This window comes from Chelativorans xinjiangensis, assembly GCF_009812055.1.
Classification (GTDB): Bacteria; Pseudomonadota; Alphaproteobacteria; order Rhizobiales; family Rhizobiaceae; genus Chelativorans; species Chelativorans xinjiangense.
Genome location: NZ_WQNH01000029.1, coordinates 20032 through 42576 on the forward strand (window position 1 = coordinate 20032; position 22545 = coordinate 42576).

At 64.8% G+C, this 22545-nt stretch carries 30 protein-coding genes and 1 tRNA gene; 18 read left to right on the top strand and 13 right to left on the bottom strand.

Annotated elements, in window-relative coordinates; all coding sequences use genetic code 11:
• Window positions 1-8: 8 nt before the first annotated feature.
• Window positions 9-455: a thermonuclease family protein gene (locus GM910_RS16985; protein WP_159589331.1), complete on the top strand. Its 447-nt coding sequence runs from the start codon at window positions 9-11 to the stop codon at window positions 453-455.
• Between the two features lie 8 nt (window positions 456-463).
• Here the strand turns inward: GM910_RS16985 and GM910_RS16990 are convergent, their stop codons facing one another.
• Window positions 464-1156 carry a DUF1013 domain-containing protein gene (locus GM910_RS16990; RefSeq protein WP_159589333.1) on the bottom strand — a complete coding sequence of 231 codons (693 nt, stop codon included), beginning with the start codon at window positions 1154-1156 and terminating at the stop codon, window positions 464-466.
• Window positions 1157-1376: 220 nt separating this feature from the next.
• Here GM910_RS16990 and GM910_RS16995 point away from each other — a divergent pair, with 220 nt between their 5' ends.
• On the top strand, window positions 1377-3578 hold the full coding sequence (locus GM910_RS16995) for an esterase-like activity of phytase family protein (protein WP_159589335.1): 2202 nt from the start codon (window positions 1377-1379) through the stop codon (window positions 3576-3578).
• A 120-nt stretch (window positions 3579-3698) separates the two neighbouring features.
• On the opposite strand, the gene GM910_RS17000 is transcribed toward GM910_RS16995, so the two are convergent.
• The gene (locus tag GM910_RS17000) at window positions 3699-4679 is read right to left on the bottom strand and encodes an NAD(P)H-quinone oxidoreductase (RefSeq protein ID WP_159589441.1); all 981 of its coding nucleotides are present in this window, start codon (window positions 4677-4679) and stop codon (window positions 3699-3701) included.
• Window positions 4680-4834: 155 nt separating this feature from the next.
• On the opposite strand from GM910_RS17000, the gene GM910_RS17005 reads away from it, so the two are divergent.
• Entirely contained in the window at window positions 4835-5023 is a 189-nt protein-coding gene (locus GM910_RS17005) for a DUF1192 domain-containing protein (RefSeq protein WP_159589337.1), read from the top strand.
• A 105-nt stretch (window positions 5024-5128) separates the two neighbouring features.
• Window positions 5129-6391, top strand: a complete 1263-nt coding sequence (locus GM910_RS17010) for an MFS transporter (protein WP_159589339.1) — start codon at window positions 5129-5131, stop codon at window positions 6389-6391.
• 218 nt (window positions 6392-6609) lie between these two features.
• Here the strand turns inward: GM910_RS17010 and GM910_RS17015 are convergent, their stop codons facing one another.
• Window positions 6610-6792 (bottom strand): YdcH family protein, encoded by a 183-nt coding sequence (locus tag GM910_RS17015; RefSeq protein ID WP_159589341.1) that lies wholly within the window; start codon window positions 6790-6792, stop codon window positions 6610-6612.
• A gap of 248 nt (window positions 6793-7040) precedes the next feature.
• Between GM910_RS17015 and GM910_RS17020 the strand changes: the two genes are divergently transcribed.
• From GM910_RS17020 to GM910_RS17040, 5 genes are all read left to right on the top strand, one after another.
• Window positions 7041-7244 (top strand): YdcH family protein, encoded by a 204-nt coding sequence (locus GM910_RS17020; RefSeq protein WP_159589443.1) that lies wholly within the window; start codon window positions 7041-7043, stop codon window positions 7242-7244.
• Window positions 7245-7374: 130 nt separating this feature from the next.
• Window positions 7375-7872 (top strand): 5-(carboxyamino)imidazole ribonucleotide mutase, encoded by a 498-nt coding sequence (purE, locus tag GM910_RS17025; RefSeq protein WP_159589343.1) that lies wholly within the window; start codon window positions 7375-7377, stop codon window positions 7870-7872.
• Entirely contained in the window at window positions 7869-9002 is a 1134-nt protein-coding gene (locus tag GM910_RS17030; RefSeq protein WP_159589345.1) for a 5-(carboxyamino)imidazole ribonucleotide synthase, read from the top strand. The genes purE and GM910_RS17030 overlap by 4 nt, the downstream gene beginning before the upstream one ends.
• Before the next feature lie 124 nt (window positions 9003-9126).
• A complete protein-coding gene (ykgO, locus tag GM910_RS17035; protein ID WP_159589347.1) occupies window positions 9127-9252 on the top strand; it encodes a type B 50S ribosomal protein L36 in 126 nt (41 codons plus the stop codon).
• A gap of 66 nt (window positions 9253-9318) precedes the next feature.
• Complete coding sequence (locus tag GM910_RS17040) at window positions 9319-9900, top strand: tetratricopeptide repeat protein (protein ID WP_159589349.1); 582 nt, start codon at window positions 9319-9321, stop codon at window positions 9898-9900.
• 16 nt (window positions 9901-9916) lie between these two features.
• Here GM910_RS17040 and pyk read toward each other — a convergent pair whose 3' ends face one another.
• Entirely contained in the window at window positions 9917-11353 is a 1437-nt protein-coding gene (gene pyk, locus GM910_RS17045) for a pyruvate kinase (protein WP_159589351.1), read from the bottom strand.
• Window positions 11350-11805 carry a DUF1036 domain-containing protein gene (locus tag GM910_RS17050; RefSeq protein WP_246226203.1) on the bottom strand — a complete coding sequence of 152 codons (456 nt, stop codon included), beginning with the start codon at window positions 11803-11805 and terminating at the stop codon, window positions 11350-11352. The genes pyk and GM910_RS17050 overlap by 4 nt, the downstream gene beginning before the upstream one ends.
• A 178-nt stretch (window positions 11806-11983) precedes the next feature.
• Here GM910_RS17050 and GM910_RS17055 point away from each other — a divergent pair, with 178 nt between their 5' ends.
• From GM910_RS17055 to GM910_RS17065, 3 genes are all read left to right on the top strand, one after another.
• On the top strand, window positions 11984-12781 hold the full coding sequence (locus GM910_RS17055; protein WP_159589355.1) for an N-formylglutamate amidohydrolase: 798 nt from the start codon (window positions 11984-11986) through the stop codon (window positions 12779-12781).
• Window positions 12782-12796: 15 nt separating this feature from the next.
• Window positions 12797-13105, top strand: a complete 309-nt coding sequence (locus GM910_RS17060) for a DUF1244 domain-containing protein (protein WP_159589357.1) — start codon at window positions 12797-12799, stop codon at window positions 13103-13105.
• A gap of 142 nt (window positions 13106-13247) precedes the next feature.
• A complete protein-coding gene (locus GM910_RS17065) occupies window positions 13248-13511 on the top strand; it encodes a DUF2312 domain-containing protein (RefSeq protein WP_159589359.1) in 264 nt (87 codons plus the stop codon).
• A gap of 234 nt (window positions 13512-13745) precedes the next feature.
• On the opposite strand, the gene GM910_RS17070 is transcribed toward GM910_RS17065, so the two are convergent.
• Window positions 13746-13821 (bottom strand) — tRNA-Ala (locus tag GM910_RS17070).
• A 130-nt stretch (window positions 13822-13951) separates the two neighbouring features.
• On the opposite strand from GM910_RS17070, the gene GM910_RS17075 reads away from it, so the two are divergent.
• Genes GM910_RS17075 through GM910_RS17085 form a run of 3 tightly spaced genes read left to right on the top strand, consistent with a single transcriptional unit; the run spans window position 13952 to window position 15226 of the window.
• Entirely contained in the window at window positions 13952-14242 is a 291-nt protein-coding gene (locus GM910_RS17075; RefSeq protein ID WP_159589361.1) for a YggT family protein, read from the top strand.
• A 2-nt stretch (window positions 14243-14244) separates the two neighbouring features.
• Window positions 14245-14577 (top strand): DUF167 family protein, encoded by a 333-nt coding sequence (locus GM910_RS17080; RefSeq protein ID WP_159589363.1) that lies wholly within the window; start codon window positions 14245-14247, stop codon window positions 14575-14577.
• A 55-nt stretch (window positions 14578-14632) separates the two neighbouring features.
• A complete protein-coding gene (locus tag GM910_RS17085) occupies window positions 14633-15226 on the top strand; it encodes a hypothetical protein (RefSeq protein WP_159589365.1) in 594 nt (197 codons plus the stop codon).
• A gap of 8 nt (window positions 15227-15234) precedes the next feature.
• Here the strand turns inward: GM910_RS17085 and ppa are convergent, their stop codons facing one another.
• The 5 genes from ppa to GM910_RS17110 all read right to left on the bottom strand — a co-directional run bounded on the left by ppa (window position 15235) and on the right by GM910_RS17110 (window position 18638).
• On the bottom strand, window positions 15235-15771 hold the full coding sequence (gene ppa, locus GM910_RS17090; RefSeq protein ID WP_159589367.1) for an inorganic diphosphatase: 537 nt from the start codon (window positions 15769-15771) through the stop codon (window positions 15235-15237).
• A 92-nt stretch (window positions 15772-15863) separates the two neighbouring features.
• Window positions 15864-16370, bottom strand: a complete 507-nt coding sequence (locus tag GM910_RS17095; protein WP_159589369.1) for a GNAT family N-acetyltransferase — start codon at window positions 16368-16370, stop codon at window positions 15864-15866.
• A gap of 72 nt (window positions 16371-16442) precedes the next feature.
• Window positions 16443-17084, bottom strand: coding sequence for a TPM domain-containing protein (locus tag GM910_RS17100; protein ID WP_159589371.1), 642 nt, complete (start codon window positions 17082-17084; stop codon window positions 16443-16445).
• Between the two features lie 5 nt (window positions 17085-17089).
• Window positions 17090-17884: a TPM domain-containing protein gene (locus tag GM910_RS17105; RefSeq protein WP_159589373.1), complete on the bottom strand. Its 795-nt coding sequence runs from the start codon at window positions 17882-17884 to the stop codon at window positions 17090-17092.
• Window positions 17885-18005: 121 nt separating this feature from the next.
• Window positions 18006-18638 carry a LemA family protein gene (locus GM910_RS17110; protein ID WP_159589375.1) on the bottom strand — a complete coding sequence of 211 codons (633 nt, stop codon included), beginning with the start codon at window positions 18636-18638 and terminating at the stop codon, window positions 18006-18008.
• Window positions 18639-18700: 62 nt separating this feature from the next.
• Between GM910_RS17110 and GM910_RS17115 the strand changes: the two genes are divergently transcribed.
• The 3 genes from GM910_RS17115 to GM910_RS17125 all read left to right on the top strand — a co-directional run bounded on the left by GM910_RS17115 (window position 18701) and on the right by GM910_RS17125 (window position 20612).
• Window positions 18701-18979: a hypothetical protein gene (locus GM910_RS17115; protein WP_246226198.1), complete on the top strand. Its 279-nt coding sequence runs from the start codon at window positions 18701-18703 to the stop codon at window positions 18977-18979.
• 8 nt (window positions 18980-18987) lie between these two features.
• A complete protein-coding gene (pdxY, locus tag GM910_RS17120) occupies window positions 18988-19857 on the top strand; it encodes a pyridoxal kinase PdxY (RefSeq protein WP_159589447.1) in 870 nt (289 codons plus the stop codon).
• A gap of 110 nt (window positions 19858-19967) precedes the next feature.
• On the top strand, window positions 19968-20612 hold the full coding sequence (locus tag GM910_RS17125; protein ID WP_159589377.1) for a carbonic anhydrase: 645 nt from the start codon (window positions 19968-19970) through the stop codon (window positions 20610-20612).
• A gap of 104 nt (window positions 20613-20716) precedes the next feature.
• Here the strand turns inward: GM910_RS17125 and GM910_RS17130 are convergent, their stop codons facing one another.
• Both GM910_RS17130 and GM910_RS17135 read right to left on the bottom strand, forming a co-directional pair.
• A complete protein-coding gene (locus tag GM910_RS17130; RefSeq protein WP_159589379.1) occupies window positions 20717-21964 on the bottom strand; it encodes a multidrug effflux MFS transporter in 1248 nt (415 codons plus the stop codon).
• Between the two features lie 40 nt (window positions 21965-22004).
• Window positions 22005-22448, bottom strand: coding sequence for a MarR family winged helix-turn-helix transcriptional regulator (locus GM910_RS17135; protein WP_246226199.1), 444 nt, complete (start codon window positions 22446-22448; stop codon window positions 22005-22007).
• Window positions 22449-22545 lie beyond the last annotated feature (97 nt).

The window sequence follows — 22545 nt, forward strand, 5'->3', positions numbered from 1 at the left end:
TCTCTTTCATGTTGCCTCAGCCGCTTTTTCACGGATTACTGGCCGTTGCTCTTGCCGCGCCTGGCGGCACCTCGGCCATCGCCGGCGACCTCTTTCCCGGTCCGGTGGAGGCGCGCGTGGTGCGCGTCATCGACGGCGACACTTTCGTGGCCGAGGCGCATGTCTGGCCGGGGCAAACGGTCACGGTAAGCGTGCGCCTGCGCGGTGTCGACGCGCCGGAGATCAGAAGCCGCTGCGAAAGGGAGAAGATTGCGGGGAAAACATCGCGCAGCGCCCTCGAACGTCTGATCGGCGGCGCCACGGTGCAAATCCGCAACATCGGCGGCGACAAATATTACGGCCGCGTCCTGGCCGATGTGACGACGCAGGGAGGCGAAGGGGTAGCCGACCACCTGCTAGGGCGCGCGCTGGTGCGCACCTATGCCGGCGGCAAGCGGAAGAGCGCCTGCGGCTGACCGCGGGCTTATTCTTCCTTGTCCTCGTCGCTCGACTTGAGCGAGGAAAGCTTGGCGAACACAGCGTCGGCGTCGAGTTCCTTTTCCTCCGGCGCCTCGCCCCTCTCCCCTTCGACGGGCAGGCCCTCGGTCTCGGACGCCGGCAGCAGCGTATCGCCGGCAGGAGCGGCCGGCGGCGCGTAGCGCTCGGCACGCTGGACTTCCAGGTCGAGGTCGATCTGCGAGCACAGGCCCAGCGTCACCGGGTCCATCGGCACCAGGTTGGCCGAGTTCCAGTGGGTGCGGTTACGGATCTGCTCGATGGTCGACTTGGTGGTGCCGACGAGACGCGAAATCTGCGCGTCCTTGAGTTCGGGATGGTTGCGCACCAGCCACAGAATGGCGTTGGGCCGGTCCTGGCGCTTGGAAAGCGGCGTGTAGCGCGGCCCCTTGCGCTTGGTCTCCGGCACCCGCACCTTCGGCTCGGAGAGCTTGAGCTGGTGATCGGGGTTGGCTTCGCCGCGGGCGATCTCGTCGCGCGTCAGCTGCCCCGTCATCACCGGGTCCATGCCCTTGATGCCCTGCGCGGCGTCGCCATCGGCGATCGCGCTCACCTCGAGCGGGTGGAGTTTGCAGAACTCGGCGATCTGCTCGAAAGTCAGCGCTGTGTTGTCTACCAGCCAGACGGCGGTCGCCTTGGGCATGAGAAGCGTATTGGCCATTGCAAAAATATCCTGTCCTCGCCCGCGTCCCTGGCGCGGGCGGTGGGCGGTGCCACCGATTTGGGAATTCACAGGCTATATAGTTGCATTCGCCCAGCGAGGCAAGGCGCATCGCGGCGCGCAATGCACAGCTCTCGTCACCGTACCGTCACCTTTCTGTCACGCGCCTGCAATCCTCCTCTTCCAATAAACGAGCCTTCCAGTCGATGAGGAGATGGAGATGGGACGACACTCGCTTTTCTGCGCGCTTGCATCCGCGCTTTCCGTGACAACGGCGATGCCCGCCTTTGCGGACATGGCCTTCAACCGCGTCGCCACGTTCGCCGTGGCCGACAACCTGCCGGCCGATATGGACGCGGAAAGCGAGACCTCCTCGGAAATCATCACCGCCAGCGAGGACGGCAACACGCTCATCTATTCCGACAGCCCGCTCGGCGCCGTCGGCTTCATCGACATCACCGACCCGAATGCGCCCAAACCCGGCGGCTTGCTCAAGGTCGACGGCGAGCCGACGTCTGTCACGGTTGTCGGGCCGAATGCCATCGCCGCCGTCAACACCTCCGCAAGCTACACCGACCCCTCGGGCAATCTGCTCGTTATCGACATCGCCGGGAAGACGGCCGAGACGTCCTGCACACTCGCCGGCCAGCCGGACTCCGTGGCCGTCAGCAAGGACGGTCGTTTCCTCGCCGTGGCAGTCGAGAACGAACGTGACGAGGACCTGAACGACGGCGCGTTGCCGCAGATGCCCGCCGGCTCCCTGCAGATCTTCGCGCTGAACGAAGGCGCGCCCGATTGCGACAGCGTCAAGACCGTCGCGCTGACCGGCCTGGCGGAGGTGGCGCCGGAGGATCCGGAGCCGGAGTTCGTGGACTTCAACGGCCTCGGCGAGATCGTCGTCACCCTGCAGGAGAACAACCACATCGCCATCGTCTCGGCCGAGACCGGCGAGGTGGTGAGCCATTTCTCCGCCGGCAGCGGCAGCGTCAAGAACGTCGACCTGCTGGATGACAAGGTGCTGCGCTTCGACCAGTCCGCCTCCGATCTCCTGCGCGAACCCGACGCCGTGAAATGGCTGGACGACGAGCGTCTGGTGACGGCCAACGAGGGCGATTACCAGGGCGGCGCGCGCAGCTTCACCATCTTCTCCAAGACGGGCGAGGTTCTCCACGATTCCGGCACCGATCTCGAGCACCAGGCGGCGCTTGCAGGCCACTACCCCGACAAGCGCTCCGATGCCAAGGGTGCGGAGCCGGAAGGCATGGAAGCGGCCGCCTTCGGCGACGAGCGCTATTTCTTCGTGGCGCTGGAGCGCGCCTCGCTGGTGGCGGCCTACCGCGACACGGGCGAAGCGCCGGAGTTCGTCCAGGTGCTGCCCTCCGGCATCGGCCCGGAAGGCGTGCTGGCGATCCCCGAGCGCAACCTTCTGGTGACGGCCAACGAAACGGACCTAGTGGAGGACGGCGGCGCTCGCTCGCACGTGATGGTCTACGAGCTTGCCGAAGGGATGCCCGCCTACCCGATGATCCGGTCGGTCATGCAGGAGAGCCAGCCCGTCGGTTGGGGCGCCCTCTCCGGGCTTGCCGCCGACCCGGCGCAGGCCGGCTGGCTCTACGCGGTTTCCGACTCCTTCTTCAGCGCCGAACCCGCCATCTTCGTCGTCGACGCAACCAAGACGCCGGCCGAGATCACGCGTAAGATCGTTGTGACCCGCGGCGGCATGCCCGCGCAGAAGCTCGATCTGGAAGGCATAGTGGCCGATGGAGAAGGCGGCTTCTGGCTCGCCTCGGAGGGGCGTACCGACCGGCTCATCCCGCATGCGCTCTACCGTGTCGACGCCGACGGCGTGATCAAGCAGGAGATCGCGCTTCCCGCTGAGCTTCTGGCCAATGAGATTCTCTTCGGCTTCGAGGGCGTCACGCTTGTCGGCGAAGGCGATGAGCGGATGCTCGTCATGGCCATCCAGCGCGAGTGGAAGGACGATCCGAAGGGGCAGGTGAAGCTCGTCGCCTACAAGCCATCCACCGAAGAGTGGTCGGCGGTGCGCTATCCCCTGGATGCCGGCGAAAAGGGTTGGGTCGGCCTGTCGGAGATCACCGCCCATGACGGCACGCTCTACATCATCGAGCGAGACAACCAGCTCGGCACCTCGGCCAAGATCAAGCGTCTCTATGGCGTCTCCCTGGAGGCGTTCCAGCCGGCACCTCTCGGCGGCGAGTTGCCGGTGGTGGACAAGACCCTTGTGCGCGACCTTGTCGGCGAGATGCAAACCGCGACGAACGGCTACGTTGTCGACAAGATCGAGGGCTTCGCCATCGATGCCGCCGGCGAGGCCTATTTCGTCACCGACAATGACGGAGTTGATGATTCGTCCGGCGAGACCGTCTTCGTGCGGCTCGGCCGGCTCGATGCGGTGAACTGACCCAAGTCCTTGAGTCTACGCATCGTGCTTTCCGAAAACCGATTCCGGTTTTCGGGCCGATGCCGCAGGAACCGCCTTACGCGCAACTGCCCTGGCCCTCGCGCCGGGGCTTTTTTTCTTTCACGCCACGTCGAGCACGATCTTGCCGATATGCGCGCCCTCCTCCATACGCTCGTGCGCGCGCCATGCCTCCTTGAGCGGAAAGATCATGTCCATCACCGGAGCCACCTTGCGAGCGGCGAGCAGCGGCCAGACATGGGCCTCCAACTCGGTGGCGATGCGTCCCTTGAACGCCACCGATCGCGGACGCAGGGTCGAGCCGGTATGCGTCAGCCGCTTGACCATCAGCTTCGAGAAATCGGCCTTCGCCTTCGCTCCGCTCAAGAAAGCAATCTGCACGATGCGGCCATCCATCGCCGCGGCGTCGTAGTTGCGGTCGATGTAATCGCCGCCCACCATGTCGAGGATGACGTCGGCGCCGCGTCCTTCCGTCGCTTCCTTGACCGCCAGCACGAAGTCCTCCTCGCGGTAATTGATTGCACGCGCCGCCCCCAGCGCCGCGCAGGCCGCGCACTTTTCGGACGAGCCCGCGGTGGCGATCACCGTGGCGCCGAAGGCCGCCGCCAACTGGATGGCCGTCGTGCCGATGCCGGAAGAGCCGCCGTGCACCAGCAGCGTCTCGCCAGCCTTCAGCGCGCCGCGCTCGAATACATTGTGCCAGACCGTGAAGAAAGTCTCCGGCAGCGCCGCCGCCTCGGTGAAGGTAAAACCATGCGGGATGGGCAGCGCGTTCGTCTCGTGCACCGTGCAGTACTGCGCATAACCGCCACCCGGCGTGAGTGCGGCGACCTGGTCGCCGACGCGCCAGCGCTTCACATCCTCGCCGACGACCGCCACCTCGCCCGCCACCTCCAGCCCCGGCAGATCCGAAGCGCCCGGCGGCGGCGGATAGATGCCTTTGCGCTGGGCGACGTCCGGCCGGTTCACGCCCGCCGCCTTAACCTTGATCAGGATCTCGCCCTCGGCCGGTTCCGGCACGGGCCATTCTTCCGGCTTCAGTACCATGGGCCCCCCATGCTCGGTGATCGCAATCGCTGTCATCGTGTCGGGGAGATCGTCTTGCCGCGCCATGTTTGAGCCTTCTTCTGGAATCAGGTTTTATTGATTCGTAACTGCCGCCGCTGGCAACAATTGCCGGCGGGGGTATCGTTTATGTATTGTGACCGTGCATTGTGGCAACGGATTGGGAAATAGGCATGGTGGAGGAGAATATCCCGGCAAGCCGGCCGGCATACACCATCGGCCAGGATATCTCGACGTTTTCGGTGGAAGAGCTGAAGCGGACAATCGCCATGCTGGGCGAGGAGATCGCCCGGCTGGAGGAAGAGCTTCAGGCCAAGGATACCACCAAGGCGGCGGCGGAAGCCCTGTTTCGGCGCGAGTGATGCGCGCCGCCATAAACGAGTCCCTTGAATTCGGGCGCCGACCTTCATCGGTGCAACCGTAACCATCCACACGACCCAGAGCCGGCACAAAGGCGGACTCGCTTCATGCTCTCATCCTTCGCATCCATCGTCGCCCTGCTTTTCGGCACGGCGTTCCTTCTGGCCGCCTCTGGTCTCTACGGCCTCCTGCTTCCGTTGCGCGGCGAAATCGAGGGCTTCTCCACCACCTCGCTCGGTCTTCTGGGCACTGCTTGGGCCAGCGGCTTCATCGCCGGCTGCTTCATCGCCCCGCGGCTGGTGCGCCGCGTCGGGCACGTGCGCGCCTTTGGCGCCTTCGCCGCCACGGGCGCCATCGTGGCTCTGCTTTCCGGCATGTGGATAAACGTGCCCGCCTGGCTGGTGCTGCGCGCCTTCACCGGCTTTACCATGGCCGGCGCCTTCATGGTCATCGAAAGCTGGCTCAACGAACGCTCCACCAACGCAACGCGCGGCACCGTCTTCGGGCTCTATATGATGGTCACCCATGCCTCCATCATGGCCGGACAGATGGTGGTGACGTTGGGCGACGTGTCGACCAGCATCCTATTCATGGCCACCGGCATTCTCTTCTGCCTGGCGCTGCTGCCGACAGCCATTTCCACCGCCATCACCCCGGCGCCGCTCGCGGACGTCTCGATTGACCTCAAGGGGCTATACGCCAACTCGCCGGTCGCCTTCGTCGGCTGCCTGTTGATCGGCATGGCGAACGGCGCCTGGGGCACGCTGGGCGCCGTCTACGGCGCCGAGATCGGCATCTCCACCCTGGAGATCGCCTTGATGATGAGCATCGCCGTCCTCGCCGGTGCGGTCGCGCAGATGCCCACGGGGCGGTTGTCCGACCATACGGATCGCCGTTTCGTACTGGCCGGCGGCGCCTTCGGCTCCGCCCTTGTGGGCCTGGCCGTTTTCCTCACCGCCCCGCGAACGGGCGGCGTGGTTATCGCCATGACCGCGTTCTACGGCCTGCTCGCCTATACGCTCTATTCCCTGGTCGTGGCGCATGCCAATGACCACGCTCCGCCGACGGGATTCGCGAAAGTATCGAGCGGTCTGCTTCTGCTTTACGGTATCGGCACCATGGCCGGCCCTGTGATCGCCGGCGTCACCATGCAGTGGCTGCGCCCGGAAAGCCTCTTCCTGGTCACGGCGGCCGCGCATCTCGGCGTCTCCCTCTATGCAGCGTTGCGTATCTCGCGCCGCGCCCCGGTGCCTCTCGAAGAGAGGGAAGCGTTCAAGACTCTCCCGGCGGAGCGGGCGGTCACGCCACAGTCGGCTATGCTCGATCCGCGCGCCGATGCCGAGGAAGCGGACACCGGAAGCGCCGAATAACGCAGGTGCATCGAAGCGCCCTACCGGCTTTTGGCGGAGCCGGGAAGCATCCCCCACAAAAACGTGGGAGATGCGCTGGATGCAACGCTCACTCCTCCCGTGCGGCAGCGCCGCCCTCCTTGTACAATCCCAGGAAAACCGGTTTTCCGCCGGGAATTGCAGCAAGGCAAATGGTTGGATCGGATCATCGATTCCGTGAAGCGATGACCCGATACGGGTCAGTGCCGGGTCTGCTTCTTCGTCTTGATTTTTTGCATCTCGTCCTTGATGGCCAGCTTGCGTCTCTTGAGCTTTGCGATTTCGAGTTCATCCACGGAAGGATGCATCAAGGCGTCGTCGATCTCGCGCTGAAGATCGCCGTGCTTACGCTGCAGCTCTGCAAGATGGGATTCAAGCGACATGGTGGGTCTCCATTGGGTTCCTCGCAGCCGCCTGGAACGTTACCCCGCCCTCTTCCATGACGGCATGATGACAGTTTGCCATCGTCCCGCATCATTGTCGAATGCCTAACGGTAGCATTTATCGGCGACCTGAAATGTGGTATGAAAAAGCGTTGTTCTCGATCCGGGAACGGCCTTAAGCGCCGGTGTCCGCGCGTATTTCGCGTGCGGGCCGGTATCCTGCGCCGGAGACCAGGCAGATAGTGAACATGTCGGAACAGGAACAGGCCGAGATTCGCCGCGAATTCGCCCGTTTGAAGCAGGACCACGCCGATTTTGACGCCGCCATCAATGCGATGATTGCATCGGGCTGCGACCCCCTGCAAATCCAGCGCATGAAGAAGAAGAAACTGGCGCTGAAGGATCGCCTGCAGCAACTGGAAGACCGCATCATCCCCGACATCATCGCCTAAGCATCGGCCCGAAAATCAGAATCGATTTTTAGGTTTGTGCGTCCGAACGGAGGCGCGGCGCTAAAGGCCGGCTTGCGGCACGGGGCGCTATTGGCTACAGCGGGTTCGTGAAGCAAAGCGGAATATCTTCATGAGCAGCCAGCGGCCCGATGTCGCCATCATCATGGGCAGCCAGTCCGACTGGGAGACCATGCGCCATGCCGCCGAAACGCTGGAGGCGCTTGAGGTCGGCCACGACGTGCGCATCGTCTCCGCCCACCGCACGCCCGACAGGCTCTATGCCTTCGCCAGGGGCGCCAAGGCGGAAGGCTTCCGCGTTATCATCGCGGGGGCTGGCGGGGCCGCCCACCTGCCGGGCATGACGGCGGCGCTGACACCGCTGCCGGTCTTCGGCGTCCCGGTCGAATCACGCGCCCTTTCAGGCCAGGATTCGCTCCTTTCCATCGTGCAGATGCCGGCCGGCATTCCCGTCGGCACGCTGGCCATCGGCCGCGCCGGCGCGGTGAACGCGGCCCTTTTGGCGGCCGCCGTCCTCGCCCTCTCCGACACGGCGCTGGCCGGGCGGCTCGACGCCTGGCGGGCGGCGCAGTCGGAAAAGGTGGCTGAACGACCAGCAGCGGGACAATGACGAAGGCGCTTGCGCCAGGCGCGACCATCGGCATCGTCGGCGGCGGCCAGCTTGGCCGCATGCTCGCCATGGCGGCGGCCAGACTCGGCTATCGCACGGCCGTCCTCGAGCCGGACCGGAACTGCCCGGCCGCAGAGGTGGCGGGCCTGCACATCACCGCTCCCTTTGACAATGGCAAGGCGCTGGAACGGCTCGCCGCCGTCAGCGATGTGGTGACCTACGAGTTCGAGAACGTGCCGGTATCGGCCATCCGTTCGCTGAACGAGCAACTTCCCGTCTATCCGCCCCCCGAAGCGCTGGAAGCCGCGCAGGATCGTCTGGCGGAAAAAATATTCTTGAATTCCGTGGGAGTATCCACAGCGCCCTTCGCATCTGTGGATAACGATGAGGACCTGGCGCGCGCCCTTGCCCGCTTTGGCGGTCGGGGCGTCCTGAAGACGCGGCGCATGGGCTATGACGGCAAGGGACAGCGCGTGTTTCGCTCCGCAACGCGCGCGGACGTGAGAGGCTGCTTCGCGCACATGGGCCGCGTCCCCCTCGTTCTGGAGGGCCTCGTGGCCTTCGAGCGCGAAATCTCGGTGATCGCCGCACGCGGGGCGGACGGGTCCATGGTGGCCTACGACCCGGCTGAGAACGTCCACCGCGACGGTATCCTCTACCGCTCGACCGTGCCGGCGGCGATCTCGCCCATAACGGCGGAGACGGCGCGTGAAGCCGCTTTCACCATCCTGTCCGCGCTCGGCTATGTGGGGGTCATCGGCGTGGAGTTCTTCGTTATGGAGGACGGCGCCCTGATTGCCAACGAGATCGCGCCCCGGGTGCACAATTCCGGCCACTGGACCGAGGCGGCCTGCCTCGTTTCCCAGTTCGAGCAGCACATCCGCGCCATTGCCGGCCTGCCGCTGGGCAGCACCACGCGCCACGCCGACTGCGTCATGACGAACCTCCTGGGCGCCGAGCAGGAGCAGGCGGCCGCGCTCCTGGCCGAGCCGGACGTCGTATTGCATCTCTACGGCAAGGCCGAGGCCTGGCCTGGCCGTAAGATGGGTCACTACACCCGCCTCCTTCCCCTCGATGGTAAGCCACGGCACAACCTGGCGGATGGAAGCGCCAGCCTCCAGAAAGGTTGACACGACGGCGTTTCCTCGTCTATGTCCGCACTCGAATTGCGGCGCGCCGGGACGGCGCGTCTTTTGTTTCGGGCCGTAAGGCCATCACTCTTTCGGGCCCTAGGGTCCCGCGACGGGCAAGACCATGAAGATCAAGAATTCGCTCAAAGCGCTGAAGGGCCGCCACCGCGAGAACCGCCTGGTTCGCCGCAAGGGCCGCATCTACATCATCAACAAGTCGAATCCGCGCTTCAAAGCCCGCCAGGGCTGATCGGCTTACCGGCCACTCACGCGGATTTCACTTTTCTACCGGCGCCGGGGCAGATAAACTTGCCCCATGCGCAAATTTATCCTGTCCGGCTGTCTTTCCTTCGCGCTGCTGGCCTTGCCGGCGGCAGCCGCCGAGACACAGAATGCGGCGGCCTCGTCCGAAGCCGAAGCGAGCCGGCTGGACCAGCTATTCGCCGATCTGAAACAGGAGCGCAATGAGGTGGCCGCCCGCCGCATCGCCGAGCGCATCCGCGAGGAATGGCTGACCTCCGGCGGCGCCACGGCGGACCTTCTCATCGAATGGGCACGCAAGGCCGCCGCGGATGAAAAATACCACGTCGCCCTCGACCTGCTCGACGAGGCGACCACCCTTTATCCCGAATACGTGGAAGGCTGGAGCAGCCGGGCGCTGGTTCACCTGATGATGAACGACTACAGCCGCGCCATGGTCGACCTGTCGCGCACGCTGACGATCGAGCCGCGCCATTTCGGCGCGCTCAGCGGCCTGGCCGGCATATTGCGAGCGACGGGCCGCGAGGAGCAGGCGCTCGAGGTTTACCGCCGCATGCTGGACATCTACCCCATGCAGCGCAGCGCCCAGCGCGCACTCATTCGGATTGTCGAGGAACAGAGCGACGAGCGGATTTGACCGCGCCCACCTTCCCTTATAGCCCGCCGAGCCCGTCCGAGCCGATATAGGCGATCCGCAGCATGTTGGTGGAGCCCGGCGTCCTGAGCGGCACGCCGGCGGTGATGATGACCCGGTCGCCGGGCTTGGCGAACTGCTCCTCATAGGCGATGCGGCAGGCGCGGTCGACCATATCGTCGAGGTCCGTCGCATCCTCCGAAACCACGCAGTGGGTACCCCAGACGAGGCTTAGGCGCCGTGCCGTCTCCACCACCGGCGACAGCGCGATGATGGGCACGTAGGGCCGCTCACGCGCCGCGCGCAGGCCTGTCGTGCCGGACGCCGTATAGGTGATGATGGCCGACAGCTTCAACGTCTCGGCGATCTGCCGGGAGGCGAGCGAGATGGCGTCAGCACCTGTCGCCTCCGGCTCGCTGCGCTGGGCGTTGATGATGCTGTCATAGGTGGGGTCGCGCTCGACCTGTTGGGCGATGGAGTTCATGGTCGCCACCGCTTCCACCGGGTATTTCCCCGCCGCCGATTCGGCCGAAAGCATGACGGCGTCCGCCCCCTCGAAGACGGCGGTCGCCACGTCGGACACTTCCGCGCGCGTGGGCACCGGCGCGGTGATCATGGATTCCAGCATCTGCGTGGCCACGACCACCGGCTTGCCGGCGCGGCGGCAGGCGCGGGTAATCTGCTTCTGGATGCCTGGTACGGTCTCCAGCGGCATTTCCACGCCGAGATCGCCACGCGCCACCATCAGCGCGTCGGAAAGCTCGATAATCTCGGGCAGGCGCTTCACAGCCTGCGGCTTCTCGATCTTGGCCATGAGCGCGGAGCGCCCGCGCACAATCTTGCGCACCTCGGCCAGATCCTCCGGCCGCTGGATGAACGACAGTGCGATCCAGTCCACCCCAGTCGTCAGGATGGCGTCGAGGTCCTTGCGGTCCTTGTCCGTCAGCGCGCCGAGCGGCAGGTCCGTGTCGGGCAGGCTGACGCCCTTGCGGTCGGAGATGGTGTTGCCGGCGACGACCCGGCACTGGATCGAGCGCCCATCGCTCTTCTCGGCCTTGAGTTGCAGGCGCCCGTCGTCGATGAGCAGGCGGTGACCCGGCTCGACCGCCTCCAGGATTTCCGGATGCGGCAGGTGCACGCGGCTCGTGTCGCCCGGTGCGGGATCGGCGTCGAGCGTGAACGTCTGGCCGACCTTGAGCGTAACGCTTTTTTCCGCGAAGGTGCCGACGCGCAGCTTCGGCCCCTGAAGGTCGGCGAGGATGCCGATGGGCCGGCCGATCCCCTTCTCCACCTCGCGTATGCGCGCCACCAGCGCACGCATGCTTGCATGGTCGGTGTGGCTCATATTGATGCGGAAGACGTCCGCACCCGCCTCATAGAGCTTGGCGATCATCTCCTCGTCGGAGGAAGCGGGGCCGAGCGTGGCGAGAATCTTGACCTTGCGGCTTCGCCTCATGGATTGCCGGCTCCCGTCACGGCCGGGCCGTCGGTTGCGGGGCCGTCGGTAAGCTGCACCATCCAGTTCTCCTGTTCGCCCGTATCGTATTCCTGGAAACCCGCGCGCTGATAACCGCGCGTGAGGCAATCGTTGACGCCGGTGACCTTGAATTCCTTGTCGTCCACGCACATCTGGATCGGCCCCTCCCAGCGACCGCCGCGCGTGGCGTCCTCGGCATATAGATAGTAGTAGCGAGACTCCAAGGGACCCTCGATCAGGGTCTTGCAGCTCGACGCCTCTATATGCCACCAGCCTTCACTTATCCAGCCCGTGCTGGCGCGATATCCGATGGCCACGCCAACCAGGTTCTGCGTGGCGTTGCAGATGCGCAGATCGGCCTTTGCCGGCGCCGCCCCGGCAAGCAGGAAGCCCGCCGTCACGGCCAGCACCAGAGCACCCACCCGAAACATCGTATGCGGCCCCGCGAACTGCATTATCAGGCTCGGCAAAGAGAAATCGACATGGCTCCCCTTTTCCGCAAACTCAATGCCCGTGTCAACGCACATGGAAGGCCGGCCACGCGGCATTGCATGCCAACGCACTTCATGGGAAGACGAGCCACCCACCGATACATTTCTCCGGCCCCGCATGACACGCAGCTCCCTCTTTGCCCCGTTCGAACTCATTGACGGCGACCGCAGCAAAGGCCTCGTGCTTCTGGCCGACCATGCTTTCAACGCCCTGCCCGACGAATACGGCGATCTCGGGTTGCCGGCGGCCGAGTTCGAACGCCACATCGCCTACGACATCGGCGTCGAGATAGTAACGCGGAAGCTGGCCGCGCTGACCGGCGCGCCCGCCGTCATGGCACGCTTCTCACGGCTCCTCATCGATCCCAACCGCGGCCCCGACGATCCGACGCTGATAAGACAGCTCTATGACGGCACCGTGGTGCCGGGGAATTACCCAATCTCGGAAGGAGAGCGGCAGAAGCGGCTGGACGGCTTCTACACGCCCTATCACGACGCGGTGGCCGCCCTTATCGCCTCCGTGGCGAGGACTTCCGGGGCGCCGCCGCTGGTCATCTCCATTCACTCATTCACGCCCTTCATGCAGGGGCGGGAGCGGCCCTGGCACGTCGGCATCCTGTGGGACAGGGATGACCGCGCGGTGCGCCCGCTCCTTGAGGCGCTGAAAGACGAACCGGGCCTCGTGGCGGGCGACAACGAGCCCTATGACGGGGCGCTGCGCGGCGACACCATGTTCCGCCATTGCACGGCCAACGGCTTCGCCCACGCGCTCGTCGAGCTGCGTCAGGACCTGGTCGTCGCCGAGGCGGGAGCGGCGGAATGGGCGGAGCGTCTGGCGCCGATCCTTGACGCCATCAACGCCCGGCCCGATATCCACGAAGTGAGGATGGCCGGCTCGCGCACCGGTACTTTATGAAACAAAGAGGCTATCATGACCGATCTTTCGCGAGAGCAGAAGCGAGACCTGGAGGCCGCCGCCTTTCGCCGGTTGGTGGCGCATCTGCGTGAGCGCACGGACGTGCAGAACATCGACCTGATGAACCTCGCCGGCTTCTGCCGCAACTGCCTCTCCAACTGGTACCGCGAAGCGGCCGAGGAAGCCGGCCTCCCGCTGTCCAAGGACGAATCACGCGAAATCGTCTACGGCATGCCCTATGCCGAATGGCGGGAAAAATACCAGAAAGAGGCGAGCGACACGCAAAAGGCCGCCTTGGAGAAAAGCCGCCCCGGCGACCATTGACGTCCACACCACGGGCACACCATCGGCCTCAGCAAGCGCAAGCGTCTTGACCTCGGCCACCGGCTAAGGCATCGAGCCGGCATCCTTTCCAGTAGGTGCGCCCCGAGTCGCGGGCGTCATCCCCCTTCAGCCGGAGTGAACCATGGCCGACGACATCACCACCGAAACCGCGCAGACCGTTGCCGCCGGGCAGCTGCGTGCCTTCATCGAACGCATCGAGCGGCTCGAGGAGGAGAAAAAGACGATCGCCGACGACATCAAGGAAGTCTACGCCGAGATGAAGGGAACCGGCTTCGACACCAAGGCCGTGCGCACCATCGTCCGTCTGCGCAAGAAGGACCAGTCCGAGCGCCAGGAGGAAGAGGCGATGATCGACCTCTACAAGGCGGCGCTGGGAATGACCTGATTCGGAAAATAGTGTGGAAACGTCGGTCGAAGCTGCGGGGGATATTCAGTTCCAGGCAGCTTCGGCGGCCCGCCTTCGCTTCCGCTTCGCTGCAGCCACGCCGGGCATTGCTTCGCCTATATCACCTTCTCGGAGAGGACTTGAACCAGTCTTCCTACGCCAAGGCTAAGGAGGACACTCCTTCGTCTAACGGCCTCCGGGTGGCCTGCCACCCGAAGCTCGAAGAGCGAAGGGTGGTGGAGCTGAGGGGAATCGAACCCCTGACCTCATCATTGCGAACGATGCGCTCTCCCATCTGAGCTACAGCCCCGTTCCATCGGAACGGGGCGCATTTAGGTCCTGGGCACTATACCTGTCAAGCATTGGATTGCGGCAAGGGCACGGGACTTGCCGCGCCGCGCCCCAGTGGCTACATGTCGCAAAACCTTTGGGAGATCGGCATGCTCGCGCTCATCCAAACCATCGTCATGGCGCTCGACATCTACTGGTGGTTCATCATCGCCGCGGTGGTGTTTTCTTGGCTCTACGCGTTCAACGTGGTCAACCCGCGCAACCAGTTCGTGGGCATGTTCAGCAATTTCCTGTTCCGGGTGACGGAGCCGGCGCTGAGGCCGATCCGCAATGTCATGCCGGATTTGGGCGGCATCGACATCTCGCCGATCATCCTTCTCCTCATCATCTTCTTCCTCCGCCAGTTCATTCTCACGACAGTGGCCCCGGCGATCCTCTGACGATGGACACCCAGCCGCCGTCCTTCTTCCGCCTCACGGCAGAGGGGGTGGAAGTTTCCGTGCGGCTGACGCCAAAGTCCTCCAAGGACGCAGTCGAAGGGGTGGCGGAGACGGCGGACGGGCGTTGCCATCTGAAGGCGCGCGTACGCGCCGTGCCGGAGGACGGCAAGGCCAATAAGGCGCTGGAAAAGCTGCTGGCAAAATGGCTGGGCGTGCCAACGCGCGACGTGTCGCTTGTCACTGGTGCTACCTCGCGGCTGAAAACCCTGTATATCGCAGGCGATCCGCAGGCCCTCGCCCAACGGCTGCTGAGCGCCCGACAAGAAAAAGTATAGCCTTCGCGATGGATCTGCGGTAAAAGACACTACCACTTTAGGTAGAGGTAACACCATGAAATATTTACTTATAATTGTCTTTTCCGCTTTATTGTCCAGCGGCGCGCAGGCCTCGAATATTGACAGCGCCTATACCGAACTCAAGCCCGAGGAGAACTGTAGCCCCTTCGCCGGCGGCAATGGGGAGGGTGAGCACTGGAGCGATCTCGTCTGTTCAGGCTACAAGGGCTATCCCGTCCTCATCTATTACGGTGATGCGCGCGAATCCCTCTTCTACGGCTTTCCGCCGTCCGGCCATTTGGCGCCGGCCTGGGAATCCTTCTCCGGCTTCAACAGCGCCGGCCCCAGCATAGAGTGGCGTATCGTCAAGGAAGGCGGGCGTGAAATCCCCTTCGCCACCATTCACCGCTGGTCGGTCGCCGACGCGGACGATCCGGAAAAGCAGATCGAGGTGCTGGTCGTCGAGAAAGTCGCCCAGATCGGCACGTGGGAAGGCTGCTCCGTGGGCTATGTCGTCGCCACCGGCAAGGAAGACGCCAACGAGGAGGCGAGACGCATCGCCGACGCTCGGGCGCGCGACTTCGAGTGCGGCACCGATCAGCCAACGGTCATCGCCGGCAGCGTTCCCATGCCGGGTCTAACCCGCTGAGATAAGGTCTACGCCGCCGTACCCTTCGCCCGCTCGATCGCCTCTGTGATAAGGCGGCGGGCGGCGGCGGCGTCCATCCAGTCGCCGATCTTCACCCACTTGCCGGGCTCCAGATCCTTGTAGTGCTCGAAAAAGTGTTGGATCTGCTGCAGCGTGATCTCCGGCAGGTCGGTGAAATTCGTCACGTTCTCATAGCGGCGGGTGAGATGCGGCGACGGTACGGCGATGATCTTCTCGTCCTGGCCGGAATTGTCCTCCATGATGAGAACGCCGATCGGCCGCACATTGATGACGCAACCGGGAACGAGCTGACGCGTACTGCACACCAGAACGTCGATCGGGTCGCCGTCGTCGGAAAGCGTATGGGGCACGAAGCCGTAATTTCCCGGATAGGTCATCGGCGTGTAGAGGAAACGGTCGACAACGAGCGTGCCGGCCTTCTTGTCCATCTCATACTTGATCGGCTGCCCACCGACCGGCACTTCGACGATGACGTTCACATCCTCGGGCGGGTTGTCGCCGATAGAGATGGCCTCGATACGCATGGGGTCTTCCGGTGTTGTTGATGCTGCGGCGTGCCTAGCGGCTCTTGCCCGGTCAGGCAAGATGGCGAATCAACACGGATGGTTTCTGCCCGTTAATCCCACACGAAGGCGATCTTGCGCAGGGCCTTGCTGCCAAACACCTCGACACCTTCCGCCGCATCGCGCCCGCCCGCGCCTTCGTAGAAGGACAGCGCGCCGCTGTTCTCCTCCAGCGCCCAGACGACCAGACCCTTGAAGCCGTGGGCGGTAAGCATGTCGCGCGCCGCCTGGAAGAGGCGCCGTCCCATTCCGATGCCCTGATATTCGGGACTGAGATAAAGCTCGTAAATCTCACCCCCCTGCTTGAGCTCACGCGCCCGGTTGCGCCCCAGCGTGGCATAGCCGGCCACCTCGCCGCCGACCTCCATCACCAGCACCGTGGCCGAGCGGCGTATGGCATTGGCCCACCAGCGCGGCCCGCGGCGCCCGATCATCGCGTTGAGCGCGCGATGCGGGATGATGCCGGCATAGGCGCCGCGCCAGGCGCGGTCGTGCACCGCAGCGATGGCCTCGGCATCCTGCGGATCCGCCCGTCTGATGTCGATCGAAAGCGTCGTCATGATCGATTAACCATAAACGCCGTCACCCGCCCCGGCAAGACGGACGAAGGTCCTCAATTGGGGTTAAGCCCGTCAGATTTCGACCAGGTGATTGTCGATCTCGTTGGGGTTTTCGTCGCCCGCGGGAAAGTGGGCAGCAAGCTCGGCACCGACGATCTCCACCGCCTCGGCAAAGCCTTCGGCGAGCACACCGCGCGCCGCGGCCCCCGTGAGCTTCGCCACGGTTTCGTTCCAGCGCTCCTGCGGCACCCGCGCATTGATACCCGCGTCGGCCATCACCTCGGCATAATGCTCGGCCAGTGAGACGAAGATCAGAACGCCCGTCCGCTCGCGGGTCATGTGGATATTGTGGGCGAAAAACTGACGCAGGGCCTCCCCGTGGGCGCGCCGATAGCGCAGCCCTCGCGGAACGAAACATATGCGCCAGCCCGGAAACGCCCTCAGCACCAGGAGCGCGGCGCCCAGCGCCGCAAGTTCGGCGGCAACCAGCATCGCGGGCGTGATGCTCACCCACCAGTAATGCAGAGCGAAAGCCGCCAGCAGGCTGACGACCAGGATCGACAGGGCGACGAAAAAGGCGGCGGGATAGAAATAGCTGTCGCTCGCGCGCGCCAGGACGCAATAGATCTCGCCGGAAGTCCGGCTCTCCGCTCGCCCGATCGCATCGGCAACACGTTTCCGCTCTTCATCGGTGAAGATGTTTGCGTTCGCCATCGGTCTCACCAGCTCCCTGAAGCGCCGCCGCCACCCGACGAGCCGCCGCCGCCGGAAAACCCACCGCTGCTGCCCGACGACCAGCCGGACGAGCCGCTGCGTCCACCGCTCCTACCGCGAGAGGTGTAGTCGAACTCCATGCCCAACCACCGATAGCGCCTGGGGCCGATCTTGCGGCCGAAAAACTGTGGCAGAAACGCGAAGGCGAAGCCGCCAAAGAAGATGGTGCCCCACACGATGAAGAACAGGACCACCGGCCAGATGGGCTCCGCGTTCTCCTCCGCGGCGCGCCGGGCGCGGGCTTCCAGCTCGGCGGCATTGCCTTCGAGCACGGTGACGATATCGTCGACGGCGCCCGTAATGCCGCCGGCATAATCCCCCGCACGGAAGGCCGGAACCATTGTGTTCTCGATGATGAGCTTGGCATGCAGGTCCGTCAGCGTCCCTTCCAGCCCGTAGCCCACCTCGATGCGCATCCTGCGGTCGTTGAGCGCCACCAGAAGCAGCACGCCATTGTCCTCGCCGGCCTGGCCCAGGCCCCAGGCGCGGAACAGGCGGTTGGCGTAGGGCTCGATGGCTTCGCCGTCGAGACTTTCGATGGTAGCAACCACGATCTGGTCCGACGACTTTGCCTCGAAGGCCGCGAGCTTTTCCGTGAGCCCCGCCTCGGCCCCGGCGTCGAGCAGGCCGGCATTGTCCACCACGCGGCCTGTGAGCTGGGGCAGTTCGGCCGCGAGCGCGGACACGGCAAACAGAAGCAGGCCTGCGCAAACCCAGGCGAAAACACCCCGTCCCGCCATGCGGTAATATCCCGTCAGGCTAAAGCAATTCCAGGAAAAGTGGAAATCGGTTTTCCGTCCGGAATTGCGACAAAACAATGAGTTAGACCAGTTCATCGGTTCCATGAAACGATGAACTGGTCTAGCCGCCATTGCCGAAATCGACTTCGGGCACCTGCATATTCTCTTCGGAGATCGTGAAGCTCTGCATCGGCTCGGCGTCGGTGAACCAGAACTTCGCCCACAAGAGCGACGGCAGCGTCCGGAGCGAGGTGTTGTAGAGCCGCACCGCCTCGATATAGTCGCGCCGGGCCACCGCGATGCGGTTTTCCGTGCCTTCAAGCTGCGCCTGGAGCGCCAGGAAATTCTGGTTCGCCTTCAGGTCCGGATAGTTCTCCACCACCGCGAGCAGCCGCGACAGCGCCCCGGTCAGCTGCGCCTGGTTTTCCTGGAAGACACGGAACGCCTCCGGGTCGGTCAGCATGTCCGGCGTTATCTGCACCTGTGTCGCTTTGGCGCGCGCTTCCACCACCCCTTCGAGCACCTCGCGCTCGTGGCTGGCATAGCCCTTCACCGTCTCCACCAGATTGGGGATCAGGTCCGTGCGGCGCTGATACTGATTCAGGACCTCGCTCCACGCCGCCTTCGCCTGCTCCTCCCGTGTGGGGATGGTGTTGAACCCGCAGGCAGAAAGGAAGGGCAGCGTGAGGAGAAGCAAGAGAAAGACACGAAAGCTCTTCGGCGCCAAGGTCGCCAGGGTCAATGAGTTCGGCATGAAAAATCCTCGAATCGAAAATCGACCGGGGCGGAGAATAATGCTATTCGCCTGGCAAGGGAATGACCGACAAGAAACGGACCGACAGGCGGATGGGCGACAAGCGCCGCGACGAGCAGGCACAGGAGGAGTCTCGCCGCATCCTGGAGCGCGTCGACCGGGAATCGGACCTCTTCATGCGCATGGCCTCTAGAGCGCGCGACCATCTCACCGCATCGGAAGCGCAAAGCGAGGACTGGACGGAGCTGTGGGGCCGGCGCATCGGCCGTGTCCTGGGAGTGCTCTTTGCGCTCGCTCTCATCATCTGGCTGTGGTCGTATCTGGCGGGCGGCGCATCGTGACGGAGACGATGGACGGCGTCCCCCGCCGGCGCGCAGTCGTCGTCATATCGAGCCACGTAGCGCGCGGCTCGGTGGGAAATCGCGCCTCCGTCTTCGCGCTGGAGACGCTGGGGCATCCCGTGTGGGCGGTGCCGACGGTCATGCTGCCCTGGCATCCCGGCCACGGACCGGCGACGCGCATCGTGCCGCCGGCTGCCGATTTCGCCGCCTTCATGCGCGATCTGGAGGAGGCGCCCTGGTTGGGCGAGGTCGCCGCGGTGCTCTCTGGCTATCTTGGCGAGGCCGCGCAGGCCCCCGCGGTTGCCTCGCTGGTGCGTCGGGTGAAGGAGAAAAACCCCGAGGCGCTCTACGTCTGCGATCCCGTCATCGGTGACATCGGCGGGCTTTACGTGCCGAAAGCCGTCGCCGCGGCCATGCGGGAGGACCTTTTGCCACTCGCCGACATCGCCACGCCCAACCGCTACGAGCTGGCCTGGTTCGCCGGTGAAAAGCTGGAGACGATCGAGGCGCTCGCCGATGCCGCCCTTCGCGCCGCCCCGCCCGCCATGCTGGTGACCTCGGCGCCCGGTTCGGCAAAAAGCAGCATAGGCAACCTGCTCCTCATGCCCGGGGAAGCGCATCTGGCCGAGCATCCCGCCATAGAGGATCCCGCCAAGGGGCCGGGCGACCTGACGGCGGCGCTGCTTCTGGCTTGGCTGTTGCGCGGCGCATCACCGGCGGAAGCGCTCCGCCGCACCACTGCGGCGGTATTCGAAGCGCTGGCGCGCACAGCCGAGCGCGGCGCCGACGAACTCATGCTGGAGACCGATGCCAAAAGCCTTTCCAGGCCCACTGCGACCGTGCAGATGCGCCCCGTTCCGCTGCCCCGCGGGGCCTAGTGGTGCGATCCTGATAGGATGGTACTATCTGCTTCGGTCAGACCACCAGCGTGCCTAGATAGCGCTTACAGCCTTGCGAACCGCGCTCCTCCCGGCTATTTGCGGTATCCATGATACACCTGCCTGAGCGGCTCCTGGCCGGATATCGCAATTTCATGTCTCGGCGCTATCCCACCGAAAGCGCCCGCTATCAGTCTCTGGCGCGCGACGGGCAGTCGCCGGACACAATGGTGATCGCCTGCTGCGATTCGCGCGCCGCTCCCGAGACTGTCTTCGACGCCGGTCCCGGTGAGCTCTTCGTGGTGCGCAACGTCGCCAACCTCGTGCCGCCCTACGCGCCTGACGACCGCCTCCACGGCACCTCCGCCGCCCTCGAATTCGCCGTGCAGAGCCTCAAGGTGAAGCACATCGTCGTGATGGGGCACGGCCGCTGCGGCGGCATCGGCGCCGCGCTCAACCCGTCACCCGAGCCGCTGTCGCCGGGCGACTTCATCGGCAAGTGGATGGGCCTCGTCGCGCCCGCCGCCGAGGCCGTCTCCGGCAACACCATGATGACGGCGGCGGAGCGCCAGACCGCGCTGGAGCGCATCTCCATCCGCTATCAGGTGGCCAACCTGCGCACCTTCCCCTGCGTAAAGATCCTCGAGGACAAGGGCCGGCTCACCTTGCACGGCGCATGGTTCGACATCCAGACCGGCGAACTCTGGGTAATGGACCCCAAAACCGGTGACTTCGCCCGCCCCGACCTTGGCTGATCCATCGCTAGACCAGTTCATCGTTCATGGAATCGATGAACTGGTCTAGCTCTTTTTTGTCGCAATTCCGGACGGAAAACCGGTTTCCACTTTTCCTGGATTTGCTAACCGGGCACGACGGAAACCACGGATGCCTGCGCCGGCTCCGGCAGGCGCCGCCACAGGAGCCATGCCACAATCGCCATAGCCCCCATTATCGGCACGACCACACTCATGGCGAAGACCGGCTCGCCGATAAGGGCGATGATCGACCCGCCCACGAGCCCGCCGCCCATCTGCATGAACCCAGCCAGGGCCGCCGCCGCGCCGGCGATATGCGGGAAGGGCGCCAGCGATGCAGTCATCATCGCCGGCATGACGAAGGAAATACCGATGGCATAGAGGCCGACGGGACCCATCACGCTCAGGAAGCTGGGCGGCGCGGCGTTGAGCAGATAGGCGAGCAGCGTGCCGCCGAGCGCGATGAAGCCAAGGCCGACGGGCACCAGGCGGTAGGCGCTGACGCGGCGCATGAGAAAACGCACCGCCAATGCACCGACGAAGAACATGCCCGACTGCATCAGCATGCCGACGCCGAATGCCGACGGGGACAGCCCGACGCGGCCCATGAGGATGAAAGGCAGCACCGTCGCCTGGGTATACAAGGCGCCGACGCTGCCCGCGATGACCATGCCGGAGGTCAGGAAATAGGGGCTCTTGAGCAGCGTTCCATAGGCCCGCATGAGCCCGCGTGGACTGATGCGCGAAAGATCCCGGCTCACCGTCTCGCGCATCCAGAACCGCACGACGAGCACGATAACGAAACCGGCTGCCAGCATGATCAGGAAGATGGCGTGCCACCCGGCAAGCTCCATCGTCAGCCCGCCAATCGTCGGCGACAAGGCAGGGCCGATCGCAAGGATGATGCCCATCAGGTTCATGATGCGGGCGGACTGCTCATGCGTGAAGAGATCGCGCACCACCGCCCGCGCCACGGCCACGCCGACGGCGGCGCCGAACCCCTGCAGAAAACGCGCGGCGATCAGCACCTCCACGCTCGGAGCCAGCACCGCTAACAGGCTTGCCAGCGCATAGATGCCCATGAAGGCAAAGGTGACGGGCTTGCGCCCGAACCCGTCCGAAAGTGGGCCGCAGAAGAGCTGCGAGACGGCAAAGCCGGCGAAATAGAGCGACAGCGTCATCTTCACGGCAGCCTCCGTGCTGCCGAACGCCTCGACGATCTGCGGCATGGCGGGCGTGTAGAGCGCCATGGAGACCGGCCCCACGGCCACGAGCATGGCGCCGATCATGCTGACGCGGCGCTCGCTCATGATCGGCGCCGCCATGGAGATGGCATCGCTCTGAATGTTCATTCGCTTTCGCTTGCCTCCGGCGCGGCCCGCGCCGCCACGTTCACGCGCCGCCGGTGAAGTTGCCGCGCACCGCCTTCAAGAGTTCCTGGAGGCCGGACCATTCCGCCTCGCTTAAGTTCCCGCGCGCGCGCGAACGCACCTTCAGCCCCACACGCCGGACCGCTTCCAGCGCGCCGTCAGCCTTTTCCGTCAGGCGCACCAGCTTGGCGCGGCGGTCGGAGGGGTCCGGCACGCGCTTGACCAGCCCCCGTTCCTCGAGCCGGTCGAGATAGGCGCTGAGCGTCATCGCCTCCAACCCCATGCGCTCGGCCAAGACGTTCTGGCGCACCTCGCCGAAGCGCGCGGCATAGACGAGCGTACGCGCCTCTCCCGGCGTCACGCCGATGCCCGCCGCCTCGATGCATCGGTCCATCTCCGCCCGTATCAGGCGCGCCAGATCGGTAACGAGAAAGCCGAAGGAATCGGGATCGAATCGAGGGCTCAAAAAGTCTCCTCGCGAGATGGCTCGCAAAATAGTAAGTGTTGCTTATTAAATGCGAATGTAAGCGCGCGCCCGGCGGAGTCAAGTTCAAGTGTTGCGC